The sequence below is a fragment of the Paucibacter sp. DJ2R-2 genome, assembly GCF_025717675.1.
In the GTDB taxonomy this organism is placed as follows: Bacteria; Pseudomonadota; Gammaproteobacteria; order Burkholderiales; family Burkholderiaceae_C; genus Paucibacter_A.
The window spans coordinates 1292987-1318929 of sequence record NZ_JAJIRT010000001.1 but is presented as its reverse complement, the minus strand read 5'-3'; the positions used below and the strand labels follow the sequence as shown (position 1 = coordinate 1318929).

The 25943-nt window shown below is 65.6% G+C and carries 23 protein-coding genes; 9 read left to right on the top strand and 14 right to left on the bottom strand.

Features of this window, described 5'->3' with window-relative positions; genetic code table 11:
- The first annotated feature begins 115 nt into the window (after window positions 1–115).
- Window positions 116–694: a single-stranded DNA-binding protein gene (locus LNV28_RS05680; protein WP_263516071.1), complete on the top strand. Its 579-nt coding sequence runs from the start codon at window positions 116–118 to the stop codon at window positions 692–694.
- Between the two features lie 265 nt (window positions 695–959).
- Here LNV28_RS05680 and LNV28_RS05675 read toward each other — a convergent pair whose 3' ends face one another.
- The 6 genes from LNV28_RS05675 to LNV28_RS05650 form a co-directional block, all read right to left on the bottom strand.
- Window positions 960–1787 carry a hypothetical protein gene (locus LNV28_RS05675; protein WP_263516072.1) on the bottom strand — a complete coding sequence of 276 codons (828 nt, stop codon included), beginning with the start codon at window positions 1785–1787 and terminating at the stop codon, window positions 960–962.
- A gap of 133 nt (window positions 1788–1920) precedes the next feature.
- Entirely contained in the window at window positions 1921–3135 is a 1215-nt protein-coding gene (locus LNV28_RS05670; RefSeq protein WP_263516073.1) for an ABC transporter permease, read from the bottom strand.
- Window positions 3132–3884, bottom strand: a complete 753-nt coding sequence (locus tag LNV28_RS05665) for an ABC transporter ATP-binding protein (RefSeq protein ID WP_318013827.1) — start codon at window positions 3882–3884, stop codon at window positions 3132–3134. The genes LNV28_RS05670 and LNV28_RS05665 overlap by 4 nt, the downstream gene beginning before the upstream one ends.
- Before the next feature lie 4 nt (window positions 3885–3888).
- A complete protein-coding gene (locus LNV28_RS05660; RefSeq protein ID WP_263516074.1) occupies window positions 3889–5076 on the bottom strand; it encodes an efflux RND transporter periplasmic adaptor subunit in 1188 nt (395 codons plus the stop codon).
- Between the two features lie 93 nt (window positions 5077–5169).
- Window positions 5170–6555 carry a radical SAM/SPASM domain-containing protein gene (locus LNV28_RS05655; protein WP_263516075.1) on the bottom strand — a complete coding sequence of 462 codons (1386 nt, stop codon included), beginning with the start codon at window positions 6553–6555 and terminating at the stop codon, window positions 5170–5172.
- A gap of 2 nt (window positions 6556–6557) precedes the next feature.
- Window positions 6558–7448, bottom strand: coding sequence for an LpxL/LpxP family acyltransferase (locus LNV28_RS05650; protein ID WP_263568762.1), 891 nt, complete (start codon window positions 7446–7448; stop codon window positions 6558–6560).
- On the opposite strand from LNV28_RS05650, the gene LNV28_RS05645 reads away from it, so the two are divergent.
- Entirely contained in the window at window positions 7350–7709 is a 360-nt protein-coding gene (locus tag LNV28_RS05645) for a hypothetical protein (protein ID WP_263517177.1), read from the top strand. The two genes, LNV28_RS05650 and LNV28_RS05645, sit on opposite strands and share 99 nt — an antisense overlap.
- Here LNV28_RS05645 and LNV28_RS05640 read toward each other — a convergent pair.
- Window positions 7699–8856: a zinc metalloprotease gene (locus LNV28_RS05640; protein WP_263516076.1), complete on the bottom strand. Its 1158-nt coding sequence runs from the start codon at window positions 8854–8856 to the stop codon at window positions 7699–7701. The genes LNV28_RS05645 and LNV28_RS05640 overlap by 11 nt on opposite strands.
- Before the next feature lie 103 nt (window positions 8857–8959).
- Window positions 8960–9124: a hypothetical protein gene (locus LNV28_RS05635; RefSeq protein WP_263516077.1), complete on the bottom strand. Its 165-nt coding sequence runs from the start codon at window positions 9122–9124 to the stop codon at window positions 8960–8962.
- A gap of 99 nt (window positions 9125–9223) precedes the next feature.
- On the opposite strand from LNV28_RS05635, the gene LNV28_RS05630 reads away from it, so the two are divergent.
- Entirely contained in the window at window positions 9224–9547 is a 324-nt protein-coding gene (locus LNV28_RS05630) for a hypothetical protein (RefSeq protein ID WP_263516078.1), read from the top strand.
- Here LNV28_RS05630 and LNV28_RS05625 read toward each other — a convergent pair.
- A complete protein-coding gene (locus LNV28_RS05625) occupies window positions 9540–10190 on the bottom strand; it encodes an acyl-homoserine-lactone synthase (protein ID WP_263516079.1) in 651 nt (216 codons plus the stop codon). The genes LNV28_RS05630 and LNV28_RS05625 overlap by 8 nt on opposite strands.
- A 287-nt stretch (window positions 10191–10477) precedes the next feature.
- On the opposite strand from LNV28_RS05625, the gene LNV28_RS05620 reads away from it, so the two are divergent.
- From LNV28_RS05620 to LNV28_RS05605, 4 genes are all read left to right on the top strand, one after another.
- Complete coding sequence (locus LNV28_RS05620; RefSeq protein WP_263516080.1) at window positions 10478–10876, top strand: DUF4902 domain-containing protein; 399 nt, start codon at window positions 10478–10480, stop codon at window positions 10874–10876.
- A 137-nt stretch (window positions 10877–11013) separates the two neighbouring features.
- On the top strand, window positions 11014–11727 hold the full coding sequence (locus LNV28_RS05615; RefSeq protein ID WP_263516081.1) for an autoinducer binding domain-containing protein: 714 nt from the start codon (window positions 11014–11016) through the stop codon (window positions 11725–11727).
- 182 nt (window positions 11728–11909) lie between these two features.
- A complete protein-coding gene (locus LNV28_RS05610) occupies window positions 11910–15680 on the top strand; it encodes a hydantoinase B/oxoprolinase family protein (RefSeq protein ID WP_263516082.1) in 3771 nt (1256 codons plus the stop codon).
- Window positions 15681–15734: 54 nt separating this feature from the next.
- Complete coding sequence (locus LNV28_RS05605; protein ID WP_263516083.1) at window positions 15735–16643, top strand: hypothetical protein; 909 nt, start codon at window positions 15735–15737, stop codon at window positions 16641–16643.
- A 19-nt stretch (window positions 16644–16662) separates the two neighbouring features.
- Here LNV28_RS05605 and LNV28_RS05600 read toward each other — a convergent pair whose 3' ends face one another.
- From LNV28_RS05600 to LNV28_RS05590, 3 genes are read right to left on the bottom strand one after another with little or no spacing between them, the layout of a single operon-like run.
- On the bottom strand, window positions 16663–17871 hold the full coding sequence (locus LNV28_RS05600) for an ABC transporter permease (RefSeq protein WP_263516084.1): 1209 nt from the start codon (window positions 17869–17871) through the stop codon (window positions 16663–16665).
- Between the two features lie 5 nt (window positions 17872–17876).
- On the bottom strand, window positions 17877–18593 hold the full coding sequence (locus LNV28_RS05595; protein ID WP_102768698.1) for an ABC transporter ATP-binding protein: 717 nt from the start codon (window positions 18591–18593) through the stop codon (window positions 17877–17879).
- Complete coding sequence (locus LNV28_RS05590; protein ID WP_263516085.1) at window positions 18590–19840, bottom strand: efflux RND transporter periplasmic adaptor subunit; 1251 nt, start codon at window positions 19838–19840, stop codon at window positions 18590–18592. Before LNV28_RS05590 ends, LNV28_RS05595 begins: the two co-directional genes overlap by 4 nt.
- 264 nt (window positions 19841–20104) lie before the next feature.
- Here LNV28_RS05590 and LNV28_RS05585 point away from each other — a divergent pair, with 264 nt between their 5' ends.
- Both LNV28_RS05585 and LNV28_RS05580 read left to right on the top strand, forming a co-directional pair.
- A complete protein-coding gene (locus LNV28_RS05585) occupies window positions 20105–22720 on the top strand; it encodes a zinc-dependent metalloprotease (protein ID WP_263516086.1) in 2616 nt (871 codons plus the stop codon).
- Between the two features lie 197 nt (window positions 22721–22917).
- The gene (locus LNV28_RS05580; RefSeq protein ID WP_263516087.1) at window positions 22918–23391 is read left to right on the top strand and encodes a hypothetical protein; all 474 of its coding nucleotides are present in this window, start codon (window positions 22918–22920) and stop codon (window positions 23389–23391) included.
- A gap of 172 nt (window positions 23392–23563) precedes the next feature.
- Here LNV28_RS05580 and LNV28_RS05575 read toward each other — a convergent pair whose 3' ends face one another.
- Window positions 23564–24655: an alpha/beta hydrolase family protein gene (locus LNV28_RS05575; protein WP_263516088.1), complete on the bottom strand. Its 1092-nt coding sequence runs from the start codon at window positions 24653–24655 to the stop codon at window positions 23564–23566.
- A 95-nt stretch (window positions 24656–24750) separates the two neighbouring features.
- A complete protein-coding gene (locus LNV28_RS05570) occupies window positions 24751–25911 on the bottom strand; it encodes a helix-turn-helix domain-containing protein (RefSeq protein ID WP_263568745.1) in 1161 nt (386 codons plus the stop codon).
- Window positions 25912–25943: the final 32 nt, after the last annotated feature.

Sequence of the window (25943 nt, the reverse complement as noted above, 5' to 3'; positions counted from 1 at the left end):
GAGCTCTTGTGGGCGATGCCCGCATTGGGAAGCCTGGAGCCAGTACGGGGTCAAGTTTGGGCAGGGCAGCGGGGGCGGCGGCATAATCTCGCGTTTATCGCCAGCGGAGCGCAATATGGCCTCGGTCAACAAAGTCATTCTCATCGGCAACCTGGGGCGCGACCCCGAGCTGCGCTACAACCCCAGCGGCGTCGCGTTCTGCACCATCAGCCTGGCGACCACGCGCAACTGGAAGAACCGCGAATCCGGCGAGAAGCAGGAAGAGACCGAATGGCACCGCGTGGTGTTCAACGACAAGCTCGCTGAGATCGTCGGCCAGTACTGCAAGAAGGGCCGCCCGCTCTACGTCGAAGGCCGTTTGCGCACCCGCAAATGGACCGACAAGGAAGGCAAGGAGGTCTACACCACCGAGATCATCGCCAACGAGATGCAGCTGCTCGGCGGCCGTGACTCCGGCGATGAAGGCGGTGGTGGTGGTGGCGGCTACGGTGCCCGCGAAGGTCGTGGCGCAGGCGCTGCGGCCGGCGGCGGCGCTGCGTCCTACGGCGGTGGTGGCGACGACTACGGTGACGCCCCTGCCCCTCGCGCCCCGGCTCGCCCGGCCGCGCGCCCCCCGGCAGCCCGCCCTGCGCCCGCCCCGGCGCCGCGCCCGGCGACCGGTTTTGACGATATGGATGACGACATCCCTTTCTGATCGTCCCTGCGGAAGACGATATGGATGACGATATTCCATTCTGATCGTCCCTTCGGAGGACGATATGGATGACGACATCCCTTTCTGATTCCGCACTTACGAAATTTCGTTGTGAGAAGGCCCGCGCTCCTAGAGGACGCGGGCCTTTTTCTGCATCAAGCCATGGTTGTCAGATGCCATCGGGTGTCTATTCAAGCGCGAGCTTTCAATTCGCTCGCGCTCGACCGGTCCTGCCCAGCGACATGCGCGGGCGCCTGCCCTGGGTTCAGATCAGCCTGAAGCCCAGCAGGGCAATGGCCTGCGCCGGCAGCTTGAGGCGCACCTGGTCGCCCCAGTCGGTATTGGCCTTGATGCTGGCGCAGTAGAGGGTGCGACCCGTGGTGCGGCCATGGTCTTTGACCTTTTGGTCCATGCGCAGACTGGCCAGTTCGGTGCCGTCGGCCTGGCTGGCATGCAGGGTTTCCCCTTCACGCGGGGTGCAGACGTCGAAGCTGGCCTCGGAGCGTGAAAGGAGGCGCCAGCTCAACGGGAACTGCTTGCGGTACAGCGCCTGGTAGGCCAGCAAGACCTGGCGAACGCTGGCCATGTCGGGGGTCTGGGCTGTGAGTTGAGGCACCAGCGCGAAGTTGCCCACGCCCCATTGGCCCTCGGCGCGGTTGATGCTGAAGTCGGCGTGCTGTGGCTGAACCGGCAGGTCGTGCGGCACCACATAGAGCTGGCCGAGCAGCGGGGCAATGGGCAGGTCTTTGTCTTCGTCCAGGACGGAGACCCGCAGCGGGCGGCTGGTGTCTTGGCTGTATAGCCTTGCGCCAAAGCGCAGCAGGCCGTGGCTGATCTCGTGGATCGGGGCTGCGGCCTTGATCCAGTTTTGGTAGGGCATGACCACGCTGCGCGAGCCACCGACCACCACCCGCTCCAGCGTCGCGTCACTCGTAGTGGCGATCTCGGGCGGGGCTTCGGTGATGGGTTCTGGCGCCTGGGCGCTGACCGGCAGTGCGATGCAGATCAGGGCGAGGCCCAGATTCAGGCGCGGCCAGGGAGGCACTCGGTTTGCGGGTCTGGCGCACGGGAACATCAGAGGGGTCTGGCGCATGGCGGTCGCTCCAATCGGGTTCAGGGTGTTTCGGCTCTTGCGTGCTGCGGCGTTGTGAGGTTTTTCGCCTGATCAGATTTCATCCGGCCGGCTAGGGACTGACAACTGGCAAATTTGTCAGTCCTGTGGCATCTCAGTCCTGGCGCAGGCATTCGATGGGCAGCAGGGTGGAGGCGCGGCGTGCCGGGTAGTAGCCGAAAAACAGGCCGACCAAGCTGGCAAAGCCGACGGCCACGGCCATGTGCTGGGTGGACAGGCTCACGCTCATCTTGTCCAAGCTGTTGACGCCCAGCGCACCCAGGGCGGCCAGCCCCAGACCGATGACGCCGCCGATCAGGCACAACACCAGGGCTTCGCCCAGGAATTGCCAAAGCACGTCGCGTGGGCGGGCACCAATGGCCATGCGGATGCCGATCTCGCGCACCCGCTCAGACACGCTGACCAGCATGATGTTCATGATGCCGATGCCGCCGACCAGCAGGGAGATGGCGCCAATGACCCCCAGCCCGACGGAAAGCCCCGTGGCGATGGAGGTCCCGGTCTCGGCGATGCTGGCCAGATCGGTGATGACGAAGTCGTCTTTCTTGTCGCCGGTGATGTGGTGGCGGTCGCGCAGCAGTTCTTCGGCGTCCTGGCGGGCGTCGTCCATGTGCTTGGCGCTGTGGGCTTGCAGGCTGATGTAGTGCACCAGGCCCGGCCGAGCCAGACGCAGAGGCATGGCACTGATGGGCACCAGCGTCAGTTCGCCCAGTTCGGTGCCGTCCAAGGTGCGGCCTTTGCCGGCCAGCACCCCGATGATGGTGAAGGGTTGCCCATCGAGGCGTAGCACCTGGCCGACGGGGTCACGATCGGCATAGTATTTGCGCGCCAGCATGGAGCCAATCACCGCCACACGGTTGGCGGATTGGACATCGCGCTCGTCGATGGCCACGCCGCGCTCGATTTGCCAGTTACGCAGCTCCAGCATGGCGGGGATGGTGCCCAGCACGGTCTGGTTGCTGTTGGCGTCACCGTAGTGCAGCTGGAAGAAGCCTTGCAGCGCCGGTGCGGCCCCGCGCAGGCTGGGCAGCTGGGCCAAGGCGCGCGCATCGTCGAGGGTGAGATTGGGCGTGTCGCCGGCGCGTCGTCTAACGCCGCCCTCCACCGGTGTGCCGGGCTGCACGATCAACTGGTTGCTGCCCAGCACGGCCAGCTCCTTGGCGATGTAGCTGCGCACCGCGTCGCCCACGCTGAGCATCAGCAGCACCGATGCAATGCCGATGACCACGCCCAGCATGGTCAGCGCACTGCGCAGGCGATTGCTGTTGAGGGCGCGAAGGGCTTCGTTGAGGATTTGCAGCGGTTTCATGCGTGGGCCTGTTCCTGAGGATGACCATCGAATGCGATGCGTCCATCTTTCAGGCGCACCAAGCGTTGCGCCTGGAGGGCGACATCCGGCTCGTGGGTGACGAGGACGATGGTGAGTCCGGTCTCGCGATTGAGGCGCTCGAAGATGTCCAGCACCTCGGCTGTGGTTTGCGTGTCCAGGTTGCCGGTGGGCTCATCGGCCAGCAGCAGAGGGGCCTCGTTGACCAGGGCGCGGGCGATGGCAACGCGCTGCTGCTGACCGCCGCTGAGCTGGTTGGGCATGCGTGAGGCCATGGTGCCCAAGCCTACTTGCTCAAGCAGTCGCTCGGCGCGCTTGCGGGCGAACGCGCGGCTGCGGCCGGCGTAGATCAACGGCAGGGCGATGTTGTCCAGCACGCTCATGCGCTTGAGCAGGTTGAAGCTCTGGAACACAAAGCCGATTCGTGCATTGCGAACCTCGGCGTGCTGTGCGGCGCTGAGTTGGCTGACGTCGTGGCCTTGCAGGGTGTAGCTGCCCTCGTCGCAGCGGTCCAGCAGGCCCATGAGGTTCATCAGGGTGCTTTTGCCGGAGCCACTGGAGCCCATCAGGGCCACGTAGTCGCCGGCTTGCACATCGAGGTCGATGCCGTGCAACACGGGGGTTTGCACATCGCCGCTGCGATAGCTCTTGCGGATGCCCCGCAGGCTGAGCACCGGGTCCTTGGGACGGCTGGCGGTGGCGGCCATTTGGCCTTGGGGATGGGGCGCCATGAGCTCAAGCGCCATCGCGAGCGTCGGCCTTGGCGCGGCGGATGACCACCTGCTCGCCAGGCCGGAGTGTCGTGCTGAGCAACTCGGTGTAGCGGGTGTTGGCGATACCGATGGTCACCTCATGGGCTTGCAGCTTGCGGTTCGGGCCTTCGGTGTACACCTTGAAGACACGCTGGCCCTGACGCACATTGCCGAGCACGCCGTCATCGCTGGCCTTCGCGTTGTGCTGACCGGCCTGCCGCGCCGGGCTGGCCAGTTCATCCTCGCTGGGCTTGAAGCGCAGGGCTGCTGTGGGCAGGCGCAGCGCCTTGGCCTGGCTGGCCACGACGATGCGGGTCTGGGCGGTCATGCCGGGTTTGAGCAGCCCTTGCGGGTTGGCCACGTTGACGATCACGGTGTAGCTGACGACGCCCTGGGTGTTGCTGGGATTCAAACGGAATTGCTGAACCTTGCCCTCGAACTCCCGCGCGGGAAAAGCGTCCACCACGAAGTGCACCGCTTGGCCTTCGCGGACCAGGCCCACATCCGCCTCGCTGACGTTGGCTTGAATCACCATCTCGTTGAGATCGCGGGCGATCAGAAACAGTTCCGGGGTTTGGAAGCTGGCCGCGACGGTCTGTCCCACATCGATGCTGCGCTTGATGACGACGCCATCGACCGGGGCACGGATGATGCTGTGGTTCAGGTCGGTGCGGGCGGCGTCCAGCTGGGCGCGTGCCAGGTCGAGGTCCGCGCGCGCCGTATCGACTTCACGCTGGCTCTGATCGCGTTGGGGCGCGGCGATGAAGCCCTGGGCCGCCAGGGTTTCGTTGCGGCGCAGATGGCCTTCGGCGTAGGCCAGCCGGGCCTGCGCCGCACTCAGCTGGGCCGAGGCCTGGCGCTCACGCGCCTCAAAGTGCGCGGCATCCAGTCGGGCCAGGACCTGGCCTTTGACGACCCGGTCGTTGAAGTCCACCAGGCGCTGCGCCACGGTGCCGCTCACAGCCGATCCGACGGTCACGGTGGAGACCGGCTGCAGGCTGCCATTGGCCATGATGACCTGCGTGATGGCGCCCTCGTCCAGCGAGGAAAACTTGTAGGGCGAAGGTCGTTGGCTGGACGAGGCCTGGCTGTTCCAGGCCCAGCCTGCGAGCAGCAGGACGCTGAGCACACTGCCCAGCATGACCCAGCGACGACGTTGCGGTTTCAGCATGATTGGCTCCTCAGGCCCCGCGCCGTTTGCGCTGGGGCTTTCGTGGGGGAAGGGGTTCGGCTATCGGTTCGACCGCGGCGCAGGCTGATGTCCTCAGGCCTCGGCGGTCTCGTGCGAGTGGATGAGGCCGTTCTGTCGGTTCAGACGCACCATCTCCAGCGTCATGCGCGATTCGATGTTGTGCTTGATCGACGGACACGGCGAGATCCCTTCCAGCCACTTCTTGGGGCATTGGCCTCCGCAGATGGGCAGGATCCGGCAGTTGTGGCAAGGCACATCACCCGCGAGGATGCGGTCGTTCCAGTCGCCGAAGGGGCGCTCTCGGGGCGGCACAGGCGCGGGCTGGCCCAGTTCACCAAGGCGGTAGAAGCGCACTTCCTTGTAGGCCGGCACCTGCGAGATCTCGGTGCAGTTGAAGGTTTCGCCGTAGGGGTCGGTCAATTCGGCGTCCGGCCGCAGGCTCATGCACACGATCGGTGTGAGAGTCTTGGGCAGCAAGCGTGGGGCATGGCCTGCATTCATCAGCCGGGCGAGCAGGTCGACCTCAAAGTCGGCGTACTGCTGTTGACTCAGCGAGGTCAGGTGCGCATCGTTGCCCCAGCTGTGGACCGGCGCGGTGTAGAACTGGAAATGGCGCAGCAGGTCGTGCGCGATCAGCGTGTCCAGCAGGGCCAGCGTGCCCTCGTGATTGCGGCTGTCCACATTGCAACGGATGCTGATGCGGGCCCCGCAGTCCGCAAAGCGAGGGTCGGCCGCAATGCCTTTGAGGTTGTTCAGGATGCGCTTGAACGAAGGGCGGCCATCCTTGGTGACGCGGCGCCGGTCGTGGTCGGCCTGCGCACCGTCCAGGGTGATGTCAAAAGCCATCACCTGGTGTTGCTGCACCAGTTCGAAGAAGAGCCTCGGTGTCAGGGCCACGCCGTTGGTGGCCATCTGGGCGCTGTAGCTGAGCTGGTGCTGGCGCGCGAGCTCTTGCAGCTGCGGCGTCATGATGCGGATGTTCGCCATGCCCAGCAGCGGCTCGCCACCGAACCAGCCGATCTGAAAATGCCGGGTGCAGGCGCGGCGCTTCAGTTTCTCCTGCGCGCGTTGGAGTACACCGCGCATGATGCTGTCGTCCATGCGGCGGTTTTCGTGTTGCTGGCCGCAGTAGTCACAGCCCAACTGGCAGTTCGCCGAGGGGGCGATGGCCAGATAGAGCAAGTCGTCCGCCGCAATGGCGGCCTTGTTGTAGGCGATCACCTGGCTGCGCTCGTCCTCCTCGGCCGGGACCAGGATCTTGTGCTCCGTCATCGCCTGCCGCAGGGCGGCCGGCAACTGCGACAGATGACCTTGCTGCACATCCGACCAGTCCGCGTCGCTCACCAACAGGGCGCGGGCGCTGCGGGTGGAATACACCATGCGGAAGGCACGCCGACCCACGGCGGGACTGACGGCCAGGTACCGGCTGATCTTGAGGCTGGGTGTTTGTGTGGACATGGTCATTGGGCCACCAGCAGCTCGCTGGCGACAATCTGTTGCAGGGAGTGGGCATCCTTGATCTGCTCAGCCAGCCACTGCCCGGGGATGGCGGCGGTGCGCTGGCGCAATTGGCCCAGCCAGGTGGCATAGGACGCAGGCACGCGTTTGAGCTCATCGGTCTTGGCGTCCAGAAGCAAACCTTGGGCCGGCTGGTACAGGTGGTAGCGCTCGGCGTTGAAACGGTAGTGACGCTGAAGCTCGAAGTCGCCTGCTGGCTGTGCGACGGGGCGGCTGCGGTAGCTGTGCCAGCCCATCTCCCATTGCGCACCGTGTACCCGAGCCAGCGACTCGAATCTGCTCCAGAGCTGCTGCAGGGCCTGCTGGGCAAAGGCCTCGCGGTCGCCCTCGGGGTGGATCGCTTCACCGATCTCCACATTGGCACGTCCGTCGGTGTCGCGCCAGGACATCATGGGCACCAGGGGCACGCCCAGCTGGTGGGCCAGATACGCGGCTCCTGGGCGGACACGCAAATCTCGACCGTTCAACCGAACGGTCAGGCCATGGCGGTCATGGGCAAGATGCGCGCTTTCGCCCCGGACGCTGCGGTGGCCATCCAGGCAGATGTAGAGGCTGCGTCCCTGCCGCAGCTGACGCATCATCTGAATCAGGGCGCTTTGGCCGTCCGTGTTGATCACCGCCAGATCCGCCTGCCAGCGTTCTTGTGCCAGGCAGACGCTGTTCATTTGCACCCATTGCGTGCCTTGCCCCTCGCTGACATGAGGCCCTGCAACGATGGTCAGCGGGATGTTCCGGTGCAGCAAAAGAACCGGTTGAACGGCCCAGCCGCCCATATGAAAGGTGCAGTAGATGGCCGGTCCAGGGTGCGTTTGGCCGCTTTGCAGGGTCAGCAAGCCCGCCGCTTCCAAATCATCGGTCCGGCTGAACTCGAATTTCTTCAAATCCCGCCAGGCGAGGTTTTCGAGATAGAGCTCCCGATTTTCACCTGGCATCAATTCGGGGAAAAAATGGCCAGTGGCGACGCGAAATCGGAACCAATCCAGACATGGTGCATCGGGCGCGTCGAAATTGAGTTCGGCAGCGCGAAGACGCGCATTGCACAAAGCGGACTGATGCGCGTGCCTGAGTTCTTGGTAGAGCCCTTCATTTGCTGACATGTTGGTACGCTCTTTTCAGCAAGGGGTAGATGAAGAAGTGCAGAACAATCACGCTCAGCACGCTGGACACCAGGGTTTGGGGGTGGCTGAGAAAAAGGGATTTCCAACCGGCGTCAGACAGTACTTCGACGCACCGTGAAAAATGAAAATGCGTGGACTTTGCCAAACTCCATATGCAAAAACTCAGGAATGAATAATTGCAAATTGCGTAGCAGGCAATAAACCATTCGATGCGACTGACAGGTCGGCCGTGGCGTAAATTTTGGAAAATAATCCAGCACATGCCGCCGGCGCGTTGATATAGATCGTGCAGGCCTAAAAAATCGGCCAATAGCCAGTAACCGTCATTGCGAATAAAGGGAATCAGAACAAACAAGGCGGTGGCTATGTTCACCTTGAATGCCAGCGATAACCAAACTTGCGGACGCCCGTCGGTCAAGGCAATGCCGGCATAAAGCAGCACGGCGGCCAGCATTTGAAAGTAAATACCGCCCAGGCTGACCATGAAGCGCGACCGCCGGTCAACCAGCCAAGCATTGCTGACATTGGCGAAAAACACGGGAAAGATCAGATAGAAACCAAAGCCGATCTCTGCAGGCAACTGGCCGGCCCGGCGCATACCCGTGGCATGGCCCAATTCATGAAACAGAAGAATGGCGAAAATGCAGGCATACGACAGCAGCCAATCGAGCGCACTCAGGTCAATGCTGCGCAACTGTGTGCCGCCCACTTGGTGGAAGAAGAGCAAATCGCCAAACACCAGCAGGCACAAAAGGCCTGCGACCCAGGCCACGCGGCGGTCAAACAAGCCGGTCAGGCAAGCCGACACGCCTTGCACCAGCGGTGCTGACAGGACGGTCACCGAGCTATGGATGTAGGACGACTTGGCGGGCTTGGAGACCAGGCTTTCGATACTGTCCAGGAGCTGGGTACGAAATACCTCACGGGCATCGGCGGAAATAGCCCAGCGAACCCTGAGTTGCTCGATGCCGATCTCGACGCCTTCGGCCTTCATCACGGTCAAGGCCTCGTACAACTGAGGTTTGATCTTGAAATGCCGGCCATTCAAGGTGGCCTGATGGCTGCCGTCAACCACCTGAATCTGCACCTGTTCAAGCAGGCTATGGATATCTGGCTTGCTCATGGTAGGACTGGTTTTCCGACTACGGATGGCACCCTGAAACCCAACCGTTTCAGGGTGCCTCTGGATCAGAGACAGGCAAGCCCGTCTCCGACTTGGGCCCAAATCAGTTGGGTGCTTCAGGCGTCGGCTGCTGGGGGTTCGGCTTGCAGATGAAGTTTTCGATATCAATGATTCCGTCCATGACGCCAGCGTTGACCATTTCAAAACGCTGGTCCAGTTCGACAGTAGCCAGCTCGTCCTTCAGGTTTTCCAGATTGGTGTGTTGCATGATGTTTCCTAATTGAAGTTAAAAATGACCGTGATGGTCGTTCGGTAGATTCGACTTCCGGATCACTCCAGGAGCCATGGCTTTTGAATCGATACCACCTTGTTCTGCAGCGTTCCGGTGGTGTCCGGTGATTCGTTAGCGCATGAGTTGAACTTTATGGCGGTCGTTTCGCTGGCGCTACTAGCAGAAATGTTAGATATAGACCTGGTCGGCGCTTTGAAACCAAGATTGGCAGGCTTTCAATTGCTGCAGATACTGGCCAAGCGGATTACCAAAAATGCCGATCACAGAGATCGGACGAAAATATGTGCGCTGGTCCAAGGCCTAATTTGGCTGCGGTATGTCGCGAAAAAAAAGGCCGCCTTGTGCAAGGCGGCCGGTGCAGGACGGTGGTCCGAGGGGAGGGTGGTGCGGATCAGGTGAGGCGGATCACCGCTGGTGCGGAGGCTGCCCTTGGGATGGCCACGGCGGCTGCGCTGAGTGCCAGGCTGTCTCTGTTGCTCAGGGCGCGCAAGGTCTGCTCGCTGAACTCGATCACGGCCGCCACCAGCAATTGCCTGCCATGGCGTACGGGCGGGGCCATGCGATGGATGTCCACACCCCAGCGCATGGCGAGCCGTTCGATGGCGACGGAGGTGCAGAACACCAGGCGCTCCGCGCCGCTGCCTGCCGCAGTCAAGATGGCGCGCAGCAGCACCTGCTTGCCAACGAACAGTTCGTCGCTGGCGTTGCCTGAACCGTGGGTGTCCATCGCGGCATAGCGGGACAGTTCCCAGACGGCGGCATCTTGCGGTGCTGCCTGCTGGCCGAGCAAGTCGGGAAACAGCTCGGCCAGCAAGTAGCGCCCGGTGGTGGGCAGCAGGCGCGCATAGCCGATGAGGTGGCCGTCATCGGCGCGGGCGGCCAAGTGCACAGCCTGTGGCAGGTCAAACTGGTCCTGATCCAGTCCCGGCTGGCAGGGTAGGTCCCAGCCGAGCCGTTCGACGAACACCTCATGGCGGTAGCTGGCAAGTTCGAAACGGGCTCGTTCGCTCAGGGCCGTGTCGGCGTGGCATTCGATGTGCATGCAGGCACTCCTTTAGGGGGGGCATCGGTACTGTCGTTGTTGCGGCCCGGATTTCAGTTCACGGGCGGTTAGTCGACAACTGACAGATTTGTGAGGCCACCCTGCGGAGTAGGTTCGGTATATTCACTTCGCGCTGCTTGGCTTTGTCCTGCTGGGACGGGCGCGGGCCGTCAGCCAGTGCTTGCTGACCCTGCTGCCCCTGCTGGCTCTTGGCCGAAACCCCCAAGTGCTGTGAGCCGCGCGCCTGAGGGCGCGGCGTGACCGGACATGTGCCAATGGCTGTTCCCATGACTATCGATTACTACCTGCGGCTGAGCCGTGAACAGCTGAAGCAGCTGAGCTTTCGGCACCTGGAATCCCATGTCGATCTTGAGGCGTCAAGGGCGGCCGGCCGCGCAGATCAAGAGGGGGCCTGGCTATCCACGGAAATCGGCGGTTACACGGAATGGGCGGACACGGCTGACCAGGGCTATTCCCTGGGTTGGGATTGGTACGTTCATGTGCCGTCAGGTGCCATGGACGTTCGGCCTCATTCGATACGCACCAACATCATGCTGATCACGCCCGAGGGTGCGGACTTGGGCCGCGCCCAGACGGAACAGGGCTTGCAGGATTGGCTCAGCTGCTGGAATTGGGCCATCCAGGTTCTGGATGCACTGAAGTCAGAAGGCTGCGAGATCCGATAGGGAAGCGCTGACCCTTGCGGGAAGCAAGGCTTGAAAGGCCCGGCGGCTGTAGGTACTTGCCCTAGCGAGTGAGCGTCGCCGGCCAATGTAAATTTCCCGGCCTTATTCCCTCAGCGCCGCCGTGGTGCGGCAAGCCCATGAAATGCTGGCAGAGCGATCAGCTTCGTCTGGTTGGAAGCGCCTCGTCGTCGCAGGAAGCCTTTGATCTGATTCGGGCCGAAGGGCAGCGCCTGGGCTTCGAATATTGCTCTTTCGGGATGAAGGGGCCCGTGCCGCTGGCGGCACCGCGGGTGGTCTGGTGCAGCAACTACCCGATCGAGTGGCAACGGCGCTACAGCGAGCGGGACTACATTCGAATTGACCCTTCGGTTCAACAGGCCATCACCTCGGACGAGATGTTTGTCTGGGACGAGTCAAACCGTGCCAAGGCACCCGAGTTCATGGCCGATGCCGCCGCCCATGGTCTTCGTTATGGGGTGGGCGTGCCGCGGCGTGATGCGCGCGGCATGAACAGCCTGCTGAGTTTTGTCCGGCCGGAGGGCGACATCGGTGCCGAGGAGTTGGCCGCCAAGCGTGAGCGTCTGTACTGGCTGTCCGTGATGTGCCATGACGGCATGCTCAAGGTCTGGGGCGATTTGTTGCGGGACGATGCCGAGGCCACGCTGTCCAGCCGCGAGCTTGATGTGTTGCGCTGGGCCTGCGAGGGCAAGACCTCCACCGACATCGCGCAGATCATGATCATCTCGGAGGCGACGGTGAACTTCCACACCCGCAATGCCTGCGCCAAGCTGGGCACCAGCAACCGCACCGCCGCGGCCGTGCGGGCCGCCTTGCTGGGTTTGCTGTGGTGACTGAGGAACGCGGCACAAGACGCGCGCCGGTCGGCGCTTGATCACGACCTCGACGCCAGCCAAGATCGTTCGCTGGCTTGGCCTCCGTCATGGAAGCCGAACGCTGGCCCTCGCCGTCCAGCAAGGCTGCATCCGCGTGCACTCTGTTCCAATCGCGCTTTTGCGCTCGCTCATCTTGCTCCATGTCCGCTGCTGAACGCCTTCCCGCACCCGACGGTACCTCCGCCCGCGCTCCGGCGCTGTGGCAAGTCTGGATTGACCGCGGTGGCACCTTCACCGATCTGGTCGGCCGAGCGCCCGATGGCCAGCTGCACACGCTCAAGCTGCTGTCCGAGAACCCCGAGCAGTACGGTGATGCGGCGGTCGAAGGCATACGCCGCCTGCTGGGCCTGCAGCCCGGTGAGGCGATCACGCCGGCGCAGCTCGAGTGCGTGAAGATGGGCACGACGGTGGCCACCAATGCCTTGCTGGAGCGCAAGGGCGACCCGACGCTGCTGGTGACCACGCGTGGTTTTCGCGATGCGTTGCGCATCGCCACCCAGGCGCGGCCGCAGCTGTTCGCGCGCCAAATCGTGCTGCCCGAGCTGCTCTACAGCCGCGTGGTCGAGGCGCAGGAGCGCATGGCAGCCGATGGGCAGACGGTGCAGGCTCTCGACGAAGCCGATCTGCGCGCGCAGTTGCAAGCAGCATTCGATGCCGGCCTGCGCGCTTGTGCCATCGTCTTCCTGCACAGCTACCGCTACCCGGCGCACGAGCAGCGCGCCGCAGCACTGGCGCGCGAGATCGGCTTCAGCCAGGTCTCGGTCTCGCACGAGGTCAGCCCGCTGATGAAGCTGGTGCCGCGCGGCGACACCACCGTGGTCGATGCCTACCTGTCACCCATTTTGAAGCGTTATGTCGAGCAGGTGGCTTCACAGATGCCGGGTGTCCCTCTGTTCTTCATGCAGAGCTCGGGCGGCCTGACCGAGGCGCGGCGCTTCCAGGGCAAGGACGCGATCTTGTCTGGCCCTGCAGGCGGCATCGTCGGCATGGTGCGCACGGCCTTGGCCGCAGGCCATCGCCAGCTGATCGGTTTCGACATGGGCGGCACTTCCACCGATGTCAGCCATTACGCCGCCAGCGCCGCGCAGGATGCCGCGCCGGCCTACGAGCGCGCCTTTGACACCGAGGTGGCCGGCGTGCGCATGCGCGCGCCGATGATGAGCATCCACACGGTGGCGGCCGGCGGCGGCAGCATCGTGCGCTTCGATGGCGCACGCCTGCGCGTCGGGCCCGAGTCAGCCGGCGCGAACCCTGGCCCGGCCTGTTACCGTCGCGGCGGCCCCTTGAGCACCACCGACGCGCAGCTGCTGCTGGGCCGCATCCAGCCCGAGTACTTCCCGCGCTTGTTCGGACCGCAGGCGGACCAGGCGCTGGATCTGGCCGCGTCTCGTGCGGGATTTGAGGCCCTGGCGGCGCAGATGAGCGCAGCCAGTGGCCGCAGCCTCAGCGCCGAAGAGGTGGCCAGTGGGGCGCTGGAGATTGCCGTCGGCGCCATGGCCAATGCGGTCAAGAAGATCTCGGTGGCGCGCGGTTACGACGTCAGCGACTACAGCCTGCAATGCTTTGGCGGTGCCGGCGGCCAGGCCGCCTGCCGCGTGGCCGATGCCCTGGGCATGAGCGTGGTGCTGGCCCACCCGCTGGCCGGCGTGCTGAGTGCCTACGGCATGGGCCTGGCCGACCAGATCGCCCTGCGCGAGGCCTCGCTGGAGCTGCCGCTGGACCCGGCCGGTCTGGCCGCCGCGCGCGCCATGGCCGAGCGCTTGCACGAGGCGGCCCGCGCCGAACTGCTGGCCCAGGGCCTGGCCGGTGATCAGCTGCTGCAGCAAACCAAGCTGCAGCTGCGTTACCAGGGCACGGACACGGCGCTCAGCTGCGTGCTGAGTGACGACGCCACGCTAGCCAGCTTGCAAGCGGCATTCGAGGCCGCCTATCGTCAGCGCTTTGCCTTCCTGATGCCGGGCCGGGCCCTGGTGATCGAGGCCGTGGCGGTGGAGTGCAATGCACCCGGCGCTGCCTTGCCCGCTGCGGCAGCGGCGCAAGACCTGGCCCCACATGAGCCACGGGCGACCGCCGAGCTGGCCATGTACTGCCCGGCCGATGAGCAGCCGGCCGGCTGGCGCCCGGCGCAGCTGTACCAACGCGAGCAGCTGCAGCCCGGCGCCCGCGTCGCCGGCCCGGCCATCCTGGCCGAACGCAATGCCACCACCGTGGTCGACCCCGGCTGGCAGGCCGATCTGCAGGCCGACGGCTTGCTCGTGCTGCGCCGTGTGCGGCCGCGCGTGAGCGCCCATGCCATCGGCACCGAGGCCGACCCGGTGATGCTGGAGGTCTTCAACAACCTGTTCATGAACATCGCCGAGCAGATGGGGTTGCGCCTGCAGAACACCGCCTACTCGGTGAACATCAAGGAGCGGCTCGATTTCTCCTGCGCGCTGTTCAGCGCCGCTGGCGAGCTGATCGCCAACGCGCCCCACATGCCCGTGCATCTGGGCTCGATGAGCGAATCGATCAAGACCGTGATCGAGCGCAACCCGGACATGAAGCCCGGTGATGTCTACGTGCTCAACGACCCGTATCACGGCGGCACCCACCTGCCGGACATCACCGTGGTGACGCCTGTCTATCTCGATAGTGCTGCTTCAAATGCCAGACCCGACTTCTACGTCGCCTCGCGCGGCCACCATGCCGACATCGGCGGCATCAGCCCCGGTTCCATGCCGCCGTTCTCCACCGCCATCGACCAGGAAGGCGTGTTGGTCGACAACTTCAAGCTGGTGGAGGCGGGCCGCTTGCGTGAGGCCGAGCTGCTGGCGCTGCTGGGCAGCGGGCCTCACCCTTCGCGCAACCCGCAGCAAAACCTGGCGGACTTGCGCGCCCAGATTGCTGCCAACGAGAAGGGCGTGCAGGAGCTGCAGGCCATGGTGGCCCAGTACGGCCGCGCCACCGTGGCGGCCTATATGCAGCATGTGCAGGACAACGCCGAGGAATCGGTGCGCCGCGTCATCACCGCTTTGCGTGACGGCCAGTTCACGCTGAGCCTGGACAACGGCGCGCAGATCCAGGTGGCGGTGCGCGTCAACAGCGCCGAGCGCAGCGCCTGCATCGATTTCAGCGGCAGCAGCGCTCAGCAGCTGACGAACAATTTCAACGCACCCAAGGCCATCACCATGGCGGCGGTGCTCTATGTGTTCCGAACCCTGGTGGACGACCAGATCCCGCTCAATGCGGGCTGCCTGAAGCCGCTGCAGGTGATCGTGCCCGAGGGCTGCATGCTCAACCCGCGCGCGCCGGCGGCCGTGGTGGCCGGCAATGTCGAAACCTCCAGCTGTGTCACCAACGCGCTCTACGGCGCCCTTGGCGTGCTGGCGGCCAGCCAGTGCACCATGAACAACTTCACCTTCGGCAACGCGCGCCACCAGTACTACGAGACGATTTCCGGCGGCTCGGGTGCCGGCCCGGGCTTTGACGGGACCAGCGTGGTGCAGACCCATATGACCAACTCGCGCCTGACCGACCCCGAGGTGCTGGAATTCCGTTTCCCGGTGCGCCTGGACGGCTACGAGATCGTGCCCGGCAGTGGCGGCGCCGGGCGGTGGCGTGGCGGTAATGGCGGCGAGCGCCGGATCCGCTTCCTGGAGCCCATGACGGCGGGCATTCTGAGCAATGGCCGGCTGCGCGGCGCCTTTGGCCTGGCCGGTGGCGGCGCCGGGGCGCCGGGGGCCAACTGGGTGGAGCGCGCCGATGGCCGCCGCGAGGACCTGCCCCACATCGGCCAGGCCGAGATGCAGGCCGGCGATGTGTTTGTGATTCGCACCCCCGGAGCCGGGGGGTTTGGCGCCGCAGATGGTGAAAAGGACACCGAACCGAGCGCCAGCACGGCAGAAATGCCTCGCGAGCCGGGCAAAATGTAAATAAGACCGCGCCCGCATTGGGCGCGGGTGCGGAAGAGAAAACGAGTGTCGGGCATGAAATCGGTTCAGCAAGCAGGCGCAAACAAGCGGGTCACCGCTTGCGCCGCCGCATGGGCTGCGGCCCTGGTGCGGCCCGCTGCTTGCGCCTTGCTGCTCTGCGGCGCGGCCTCGGTTGGCGCTGAGCCGGTCATCCAGCCGGCCATGGCGCCGGTGGATATCAGCAAGCTTTTGCAGAACCCCTATGCAGCCTCGGCCCCGGTGGAAAGCCAAGGCTTTGGCCGGCGTCTCGAGCTGTCGCTGCCGTTCAAGTCCAATTTCGGTGTGGGTCAGGCGGCGCCGGGTGAGGCCGACTGGCAGGCGGCGGCAGCCCAGGTCCTGGCCGCTCCGTCTGCCGATGGCAAGCCGGCGCGGCCCCAGACCGAGCCTGGCAGCAGCGGCCCCGGTGCCGCGCGCACTCGCCCTGACGCTTCGGCGGCGGGGCAGCCGACACGCGATGCCATGCATGCCGGTGATCAGCTACTGATCAACGACGCCTTGCGCGAACTGCGCGACAGCAGCGAGCTGCGCGACTTCAAGGACTTCTGGCGTGACGCCCGGGCCGAGTTGAGCCAGTTCCGTGGCGGTCTGCTGTTTGAAGAGCCCAGCGAAGAGGAAATGGAGCGGCGTCGCAGCAGCCGGCAGCGCTCCGAGCTGTCAAGCTCCGGGGGCTTCGGCCAGGGTGGTGGCGGTGCCGACCCGGGCGCCCGCCCACGCAGTGATGCCGAGATTCGGCGTGATTCGATTCTGGTCTCGGTGATGCTGAAGCAGCTCGTCGACGAGCTCACGCCTTGGGTCATCGGCCTGGTCTTGACCTTGGCATTGGGCCGCGGTGCCTGGGGCTACTGGCGCATGCAAAAGCAGGTGCAGCGTCGCAGCAAGAGCAGCGCCCGGCCGGCTGACCGCCGCAGCGCTTCCCAGCTTTGACCCGCAGGTCCCGAACGCTTCAATCCTGCCGCAAGCACTCAATCGGCAGCAGGCGTGAAGCGCGCCGCGCCGGGTAATAGCCAAAGAACAGGCCCACGCCGCTGGCAAAGCCGATGGCCACCATGATGTGCTTGGGCGCCAGGCTCATGGCGAACGAGGTGTTGGCATTGACACCCCAAGCGCCCAGGGCGGCGATGCTCAGGCCGATCAGGCCGCCCAGGAGGCACAGCACCACCGCTTCGCCGAGGAACTGCCAGAGCACATCGCGCGGCTTGGCGCCGATGGCCATGCGGATGCCGATCTCTCGCACCCGCTCGGACACGCTGACCAGCATGATGTTCATGATGCCGATGCCGCCCACCAGCAGCGAGACCGCGCCGATCAGGCCCAGGCCGATGGACAGGCCGCCGGCGATGGCCGCGCCCGATTTGGCGATGCTGGCCAGGTTGGTGACGACGAAATCATCGAGCTTGTCGCCGGTGATGCGGTGGCGGTCGCGCAGCAGTTCTTCCACATCGAGCTGAGCCTCGGCCAGGCCGGCGGCGCTGTGGGACTGCACGCTGATGTAGTGCACGCTTCCAGGGCGCTGCAAGCGCATGGGCATGGCGCTGATGGGCACCAGGATCAGCTCGCCCAGTTCGGTGCCGTCCAGGGTGCGGCCGCTGCCGCCCAGCACGCCGATGACGGTGAAGGGCTGTCCGTCCAGGCGCACGGTTTGGCCCAGCGGGTTGCGGTTGCTGAAATGGTCGGCCGCCAGCTTGGAGCCGATCACCGCCACCCGGGCGGCGGCCTGCACATCGCGCTCGTCCAGGGGCACGCCCTGCTCCACCTGCCAGCTGCGCAGGGCCAGCATGGCCGGCGTGGTGCCCAGCACCGTCTGGTTGCTGTTGCTCTCGCCATACTGCACCTGGAAAAAGCCCTGCAGCGCCGGCGCCGCGCCCTTGAGGCTGGGCAGCTCGGCCAGGGCTCGGGCATCGGCCACGGTCAGGGCCGGCACCTCGCCGGTGCGGCGCTTGACGCCGCCGCCGTCCACCGGCGTGCCGTTCTGCACGATCAGCTGGTTGCTGCCCAGCACGGCCAGCTCCTTGTCGATGAAGGCGCGCACGGCATCGCCGACGCTGAGCATCAGCAGCACCGAGGCAATGCCGATCACCACGCCCAGCATGGTCAGGGCGCTGCGCAGGCGGTTGGCGTTCAGGGAACGCAGGGCCTCGAGAAAAATCTGCATCGGGTTCATGCGTGCGCCTGTTCGGAAGGCAGGCCATCGAAGGCGACGCGGCCGTCTTTCAGACGCACCAGGCGCTTGGCATGCAGGGCCACATCGGGTTCATGGGTCACCAGCACGATGGTCAGGCCTTGTTCACGGTTGAGTTTTTCCAGCACGGCCAGCACTTCCACCGTGGTCTGGGTGTCGAGGTTGCCGGTGGGCTCGTCGGCCAGCAGCAGGGGCGCTTCATTGGCCAGGCTGCGGGCGATGGCCACTCGCTGCTGCTGGCCGCCGCTGAGCTGGTTGGGCATGCGCTTGGCCAGGGCGCCCAGGCCCACGGCTTCCAGCAAGGTCTGCGCCCGCGCCTTGGCCTCGCTGCGGCTGCGCCCGCCGTAAATCAGGGGCAGGGCCACGTTTTCGAGCACGCTCATGCGCTTGAGCAGGTTGAAGCTCTGGAACACAAAGCCGATCTCGCGGTTGCGCAGGGTGGCGTGCTCGGTGGCGCTCAGCTGGCTGACGTCGCGGCCCTGCAGCAGCAGCTGGCCGCTGTCGCAGCGGTCGAGCAGGCCCATCAGGTTCATCAGCGTGCTCTTGCCCGAGCCGCTGGAGCCCATCAAGGCCAGGTAGTCACCGCGCTGCACGGTCAGGTCGATGCCGTGCAAGACCGGCGTTCGCACATCGCCGCTGAGGTAGCTCTTGGTGATGCCGCGCAGCTCCAGCACCGGGGCGGCGCCGAGGCTCACAGCTCCTCCTTCTTGTCCTTGGATGCGCGCCGGGTCACCACGGCATCGCCGCGCTTCAGGTCGCCGCTGAGCAGCTCGGTGAAGCGGGTGTTGGAGATGCCGACCGTGATCTCGTGCGCCTTGAGGTTTTGCTCGGCGTCCACGGTGTAGACCTTGTAGACACGGGCGTTGCCGCGCAGATTGCTGAGCACGCCGTCGTCGTCAGGGCGGGCGACTTCAGTCTTGGGGGCCGAGGCGGCGGAAGCAGCGGATGAGGCCGAGGCTGCAGCTTTAGCGGCCTTGCCCTGCGGCTTGAGCTCGTCTTCATCGGGCTTGAAGCGCAGGGCAGCGGTGGGCAGGCGCAGGGTCTTGCTCTTGCTGGCAACGACGATGCGGGTCTGCGCCGTCATGCCGGGCTTGAGGATGCCGTCGGGGTTGGGCACGTTGACGATCACGGTGTAGGTGACCACGCCCTGGGTGTTGGTGGCGTTCAGGCGGAACTGCTCGACCTTGCCCTCGAACTCGCGGTTGGGGTGCGCATCGACCACGAAGCGCACCACCTGGCCGTTCTGGATCAGGCCGGCATCGGCCTCGCTGACATTGGTCTGGATGACCATCTCGCGCAAGTCCTTGGCGATCAGGAAGAGCTCGGGCGTCTGGAAGCTGGCGGCCACGGTCTGGCCGACATCGACGCTGCGCTTGATCACCACCCCGTCCACCGGGGCACGGATCACGGTGTTGCCGAGGTCGGTCTCGGCCGCATCAAGCTGGGCGCGGGCGATGCCCAGGTTGCCGCGGGCCACCTCCAGCTCTCGCAGGCTCTGGTCGCGCTGCGGCGCGGCGATATAGCCCTGGGCCTTGAGCGCTTCGTTGCGCTCCAGATTGCCGCGGGCAAACGCCACCTGCGCTTCGGCCGAGGCCAGCTGGGCCTTGGCCTGGCGCACCCGGGCCTGGAAATTCGCCGGGTCGATGCGCAGCAAGACCTGACCCTTTTTGACCGCGTCATTGAAGTCGACCAGGCGCTCGGCCACCGTGCCGCTGACCGCCGCGCCGACCACCACGGTGGTCACCGGCTGTAGATTGCCATTGGCCATCACCACCTGGGTGATGGCGCCCTCGTCGATGGCGGTGCTGCGAAAGCGCTCCGGCGGTGGCTTGTGCTCTCCGCGGTTGAAGGCCACCCAGCCGGCGCCGGCCAGACCGAGGACCACGAGGGCGACGACGCTGCGCCGGGCGAAGAGTTTTTTGAGCGAGGTGGAAAGTGCCATGGCGGCTTTCTAACCGCGAATTGCGTGGTGGAGAAGCGATGGGCCCGGAATTTGCGACCAATCGACGTTGGCGATGTCTGAATTGCGGTGGGAGCGCACAGCCTCCAGGGTTTCCCCGGGGGGCTGACTTTCGGCGCGCGCGCGCTCGCACGACACAATTCCGAAATCAGGAATCACCCCAGACCGAGCCGCTCGACAGCCGCTGCCGGTGCTCGGGGCCCTGAGCAGACCCGGGGCCACCGCCCCCGCAAAGGAAAACCACCCATGTCCTTGAAACTCACCGGCCCCGTGGCCACCGCCATGGCCTTAGCCATCTCCAGCCTGGCTGCCCTGTCCGCGCATGCCGCCGACCCCAAGCAGGCGCCTGAGGCGCCGGCCGGTGCTGCCTCCGCAGCTGCCGCAGCAGCCAAGCCGGCCACGCCGCCGGCCGCACCCGATGCCAGCGAGCCCAAGCCCTTCGACAAGATCATCACCGCCGAGGCCAAGACCCAGACCGGCCTGTTCAACATCCACAGCCTCAAGGGCAAGACTTACTTCGAAATCCCCAAGGATCTGCTCTCCAAACCCCTGCTGATGGTGGCCACGGCCACCGCCGTGCCCGCCAATGTCGACCATGTCGGCAAGGAGCTGAACACCGAGGTGGTGCGCTTCAGCCTGCAAGGAAACCGGGTCTATTTGCAGGTGGTCTCGCATGATTTCGTGGCCGACCCGAGCCGGCCGATTGCCCCCTCGGTCGAGGCCTCGCAGCGCGACACCATCGTGCTGAGTTTCCCGGTCGAGGCCTTTGCCAAGAGCGGCGCGCCGGTGATCGAGGTGACCCGCCTGTTCAACAGCGAGGTCGGTGACTTCTCGGCCCGTGGCATTCTGCGCGGCAATTCGGTGGACCCGAGCCGCAGCTATGTTGACACCACCAAGGCTTTTGCCGGCAGCCTGCGCATCGACGCGGTCCACACCTACGGCGTCACGCCCACGCCCATCATCTTGCCGCCGGGCCTGCCGCCGGGCTTCCAGCTGCCGCCGCAGCCGCCCAAGTTCGCCAGCGTCAATGTCGCCTACAACCTGGTGCAGCTGCCCGAAGTGCCGATGCAGCCGCGCATCATGGACGACCGCGTCGGCTTTTTCAGCATCGCCCGCGTCGACTTCGGCAGCGATGCCCAGGAGAGCAAGCGTGAGCGCCTGATCACCCGCTGGCGCCTCGAAAAGAAGGACCCGAGCGCCGCGCTGAGCGAGCCGGTCAAGCCCATCGTCTGGTACATCGACAGCTCCACGCCCAGCAATCTGGTGCCCTATGTGAAGAAGGGCATCGAGGCCTGGAATGTGGCGTTTGAGGCCGCCGGCTTCAAGAACGCGGTGCAGGCGCGGACCTTCCCGACGAAGGAAGAAGACCCCGAGTTCGACCCCGCCGATGTGCGCTACAGCATCATCCGCTGGGTGCCGAGCCCGATCGCCAATGCCTACGGCCCCCACCTCAGCGACCCGCGCAGCGGCGAGATCCTGAACGCCAACATCGTGATGTATCACAACATCATGCAGCTGCAGCGCGACTGGTACGTCACGCAAGCCGGTGCTGTCGATCCGCGCGCCCAGCAACTGCCGCTGCCGGACGATTTGATGGGCGATCTGGTCGGCTATGTGGTGACCCATGAGGTCGGCCACTCCTTGGGCTTTCCGCACAATATGAAGGCCAGCTCGACCTACCCGGTCGACAAGCTGCGCGATGCCAAATGGCTCAAGGAAATGGGCCATGTGCCCACCTTGATGGACTACAGCCGCATCAACTACGTGGTGCAGCCCGAGGACAAGATCGACCCGGCTCTGCTGATCCCCAAGATCGGCCCCTACGACATCTTTGCCACCCAATGGGGCTACACGCCCATCCCCGAGGCCAAGACCGCGGCGGCCGAGAAGCCGGTGCTGGACCGCTGGATCCGCGAGCAGGACAGCAAGCCCTGGCTGCGCTTCACTTCGCCCAAGGGTGAGGGCGAGTACGGCGACACCACCGAAGCCGTGGGCGACGCCGATGCCGTGTATTCCACCGGCCTGGGCATCAAGAACCTGCAGCGCATCGTCAAGCAGCTGCCCAAGATGGCTTTGAAGGACGGCGAGAGCGACAAGCCGCTGGAAGACCTCTACCGCGCCACCTGGGGCCAGTGGGGCCGTGAGCTGGGTCATGTGACCGCCATCGTCGGCGGCTACAACTTCCACAACAAGCATGGCGGCCAGGCCGGTGCCGTGCACACCCCGGCCACCAAGGCCAAGCAGGCCCAGGCCGTGGCCTTCCTGAACGAGCAGCTGTTCAAGACCCCGAGCTGGTTGTTTGAACCCGCCATCCTGGAGCGGGTCAAGCCGGCCGAGCCGGGCGCCATGCTGCTGACCTCCCAGCGCAATGTCCTGCGTGCCTTGCTGGACCGCAGCCGCAGCGCCCGTCTGCTGGCCCAAGAAGCCGCGGCGGCTGAGGGCAAGGCCTACCGCCTGGACGAGCTGCTGGCCGATCTGCGCGGCGGTGTGTTCAGCGAGCTGAACACCGGCGCCGCCAAGGTCAGCGTGCCGCGTCGCAATCTGCAGCGCGCCTATGTGGAGCTGCTGGCCGAGCGCCTGGCGGTGCCCGGTGCTTCGGGTGCGGAAGAAGGCCGCCCGGCCGTGCGTGCCGAGCTCAAGGGTCTGAAGTCCCTGTTCAGCGCCAAGGCCGCCTCCGCCGGCGACCGAGTGCTCAAGGCCCATCTGGACGAGCTGGCCGATCTGGCCGGCAAGGCCCTGGACCCGCGCGCCGCCGCCACGGCCAGCGCGGTTGCGGTGCCCGCGGCGCGCCCTGGTATCGACGAAGAAGGCCGTCTTGGCCACCAGCACAGCGAGGCCTGCTGGCCGCAGCTGGCGCCCTGAGCGATCGGGCTTGAGCCGCCCGCCTCCCGGCGGGTGGCCATTGAAAAAGGGCGGGCCGTGAGGCTCGCCTTTTTTCTGGTCGGTGCTCCCTGCCTGTATGGGGGCGTTCCAGCATGCGCACGTCCTTGTTTGGGAAAGTAACTTCATGAATCCACGCAAGCTAGACTGCAGCTCTCTCACTCGAAACAAGCAGCAAGATGCGCTGGAATCTTCGAAACCCAACGATCAGCCGCAGTCCATTCACCGCCGCATGGCTTGCTGCTTCACTCGCTGTTTCATGCCCGGCCTGGTCAGCAACAGCGACAGGCTGCGTCACCATCAATAAAGACGTCATTCAAGATGTGAGCATCGAGGCGAGGCCTGAGGCGGCCAATTGCTTTGAGCTTTCGTTCCAGGCTCCGCCTGGGGGTATCCACTATCTGATTCAGGCCCACCCGCCCCGTGCCTTGACTTTTCTGGCCTGGAGGCCCCTGAGTGATCCGTCTCAGGTCGACTTCAGTGTGCAAACCAATGCCGACGGTACGGCCTCGGCCAGCTTCACCGGTGAAGCCAGTCGCGTGCACTTTGCAGTGCGGCCTGAGGAGTCCCATGGTCGAATCCTGCGTGCCACGGTGACAACAGGGGTCCATGACGGCTTCGCCGTCGTCTACATCAATGTGGGAGGTCCGTGAGGGAAGAGCGCCAGTTCGCCAACCCATGGCGACACATTCAAATGGGGTCAGAGTTATTTAAAGCTGACCATGACTTGCCTGCAAAAATTGACTCTGACCCTATTTCGTTCAATGAAAGAGGCGGGCCGCGAGGCTCGCCTTTTTTCTTTGGACGTGGCCGCCCTCACCGGGTTCAGGGCTGCAGCAGATGCTTCTGGAAAAACCCCACCACGCGCGCATCGATCTCGGCCAATTGGTTTCGGTCGAAGCCCGGCGGATCGTTGAGCAAGTCCCCCAGCAGCCCGTCCAGACCGGCCGGCAGGGGCGCGAGGTAGGCGCCATGGCCGCCTTGGGGCAGATCGGCCAACTGCTCGCAGGGCTGGCGTGGGGCCTGGCGGCAACGCTGCAGCACGGCGTCGCTGTGCCATTGCGGGTGCAGCCAGGCGTCTTGCCTCGCTGTCAGCAGGGCCAGGGGTATGCGTGGCTGCACCAGCGAGTCGAGCTCGAAATCGGCCGCGGCCGGCACCGCCGCCACCACGGCGCGGATGCGCGGGTCCTCATGCGTTTGTGGCGTGTCGTCGGCGAAGCGCCAGGCGAGCACGCGCCGGGCCGCCCATTGCTTGAGCCCATCGAGCCCGCCGCCGTTCAGACGCGTGATCAGGCCGACGCAGAACTGGAAGTCTTCGGCCAGGTGCGTGTCGCAATGTCGCTTGAAACCGCCCGCTGACCAGCGGCCGCCCGCCAGGCTGAGCACGGTGTGGCCGCCGGCCGACATGCCGTAGGCGCCGACGCGCTCCAGGTCCAAGGCGAAGTGGGCCATGCCGGCATCCGCGGCCACCGCGTCGATGGCGCGCGACATCTCGGCCGGGCGCAGCTTCCAGCTGTCGGGGCCGGGGCGGCTGGGGTCGCGAAAGTTGTCGGCCCGGTGCCAGGGCACGGCGACCACAAAGCCGGCGCGCACCAGGGCCTGGGCCAGTTGGGCATGGCCCCAGGGCCCGCCGCCCGAGCCGTGCGAGATCAGCACCAGGCGGCCGTTGCCACGGGCCGGCGCCGGCTCGCCCTCAGCCGCCAGTCTCAGTTCGCCAAAGGGGCCGAAACGCTGCGCCTGCTCGGCCGTCTCGCTGGGGTAGAAGACCGTGACCGGGCCGTCTTCGCCCCGCGCCGGCAGCTCGCGCCAGGCGACGTTGGCTTGGGCAGTGCTGGCCAGCAGCGCGCTCAGCAGCAGTGCGGCCAGATTCAGAAGACTTGTGTGCAGCGGGCTGCGCGGGGAGATTCGATGAGGCACGGTGATGGCTCCGATCCGGTGAAGGTATGGGTGACAGAAGAGAAGCCCATACCTTGCCGCTCGCAAGCCGGCCGGTCTTGCCGAAAACGGTGATTTCAGTTTTCGGCCAGAGAAATAGCGTTGCCCGTGCTGCTTGTGTCCAGGCTTTGTTGGCGGTACTCGCTTGGCGTCAGGCCCGTCTCGGTCTTGAAAGCCCGGTTGAAGGGGCCGATGGATTGAAAGCCCGCCTCCAGCGCCAGGCTCAGGATGGGCACGCCGCGCCGGGCTGGGTCGGCCAGAGCCGCCCGGGCCTCGGCCAGGCGGAAGCTGTTGATGAAGGCGTTGAAGTTGCGATGGCCCAGGCCTTGATGGATCAGGCGGCGCAGGCGGTACTCGGGCAGATCAGCGAGCGCGGCCAGGGCTCCCAGGCTGGGTTCCTCACTGCGGTGGAAGGCATGCTGATGCACCAACTGCAGCAGGCGCTGCAGCTCGGCCGGGTCGGTCGTGTCGGCATCAGGGGCCGGGTCTGGTGGAGGGGCAGGCGCCAGCGGCTGTGAGCAGCTGGCCACCGTCAGGCCTCCAAACAGGCCTTGGGCCGGCAGGCGCAGCAAGCCCAGCGCGAGCACGGTCAGGATCAGCAGCAGGCCACTCATATCGGCCAAGGCCAGACCGGGGCTCAGTGCGCCCTGCGGGCTGCGTGCCCGCGCCCAAACCATGGCGCACATGTATGCCGTGCCACCCAGCACCACAAACAGGCGCAGGCGCCGTCGGCGCTCGACCAGGTCCACCCGCCAGTGCTGCAGGGCGGCGCCAGCCACGACCAAGCCGCAGAGCAAGGGCAGGCTGCGCTGCAAGCCGACCGCGGCCTGGGCCGGCCACCAGGGCTGCGGCCCTTGCGACAAAGGCTGCAGCCAGATGCAGTTGAGCAGACTCAGGCCGGCGGCCGCCAGCCAAATCAGGGCGTGACGCGGCCGCAGCTGGAACTCGTCCACGAACAAGGCTCGGGCAAACAGGGCGAACAGCGGCGCATTGGCCACCGAGATGGCGATGGCCGGCGCCTGCCAGGCCAGGGGCAGGCCGGCCTCGAAGGCGGGCATGGAGCTGATCACCTGCACCATCAAGCCGGCCGCCAGCATCATGCCCAGCTGCGCCCCGGCCGGGCGCGGCCGCGCCGAGCCGTCGCGCCACAAGGCCCAGCCCAGCAGCAGGAGCATGGCCAGCAGGGCGCCGCGCAAGGCGGCGTCCAGCAGCGGCAGGACGGAAAGCAAGTCGGGCATCAATCAAGCGGAAGGAAAAAACACGCAGGCGC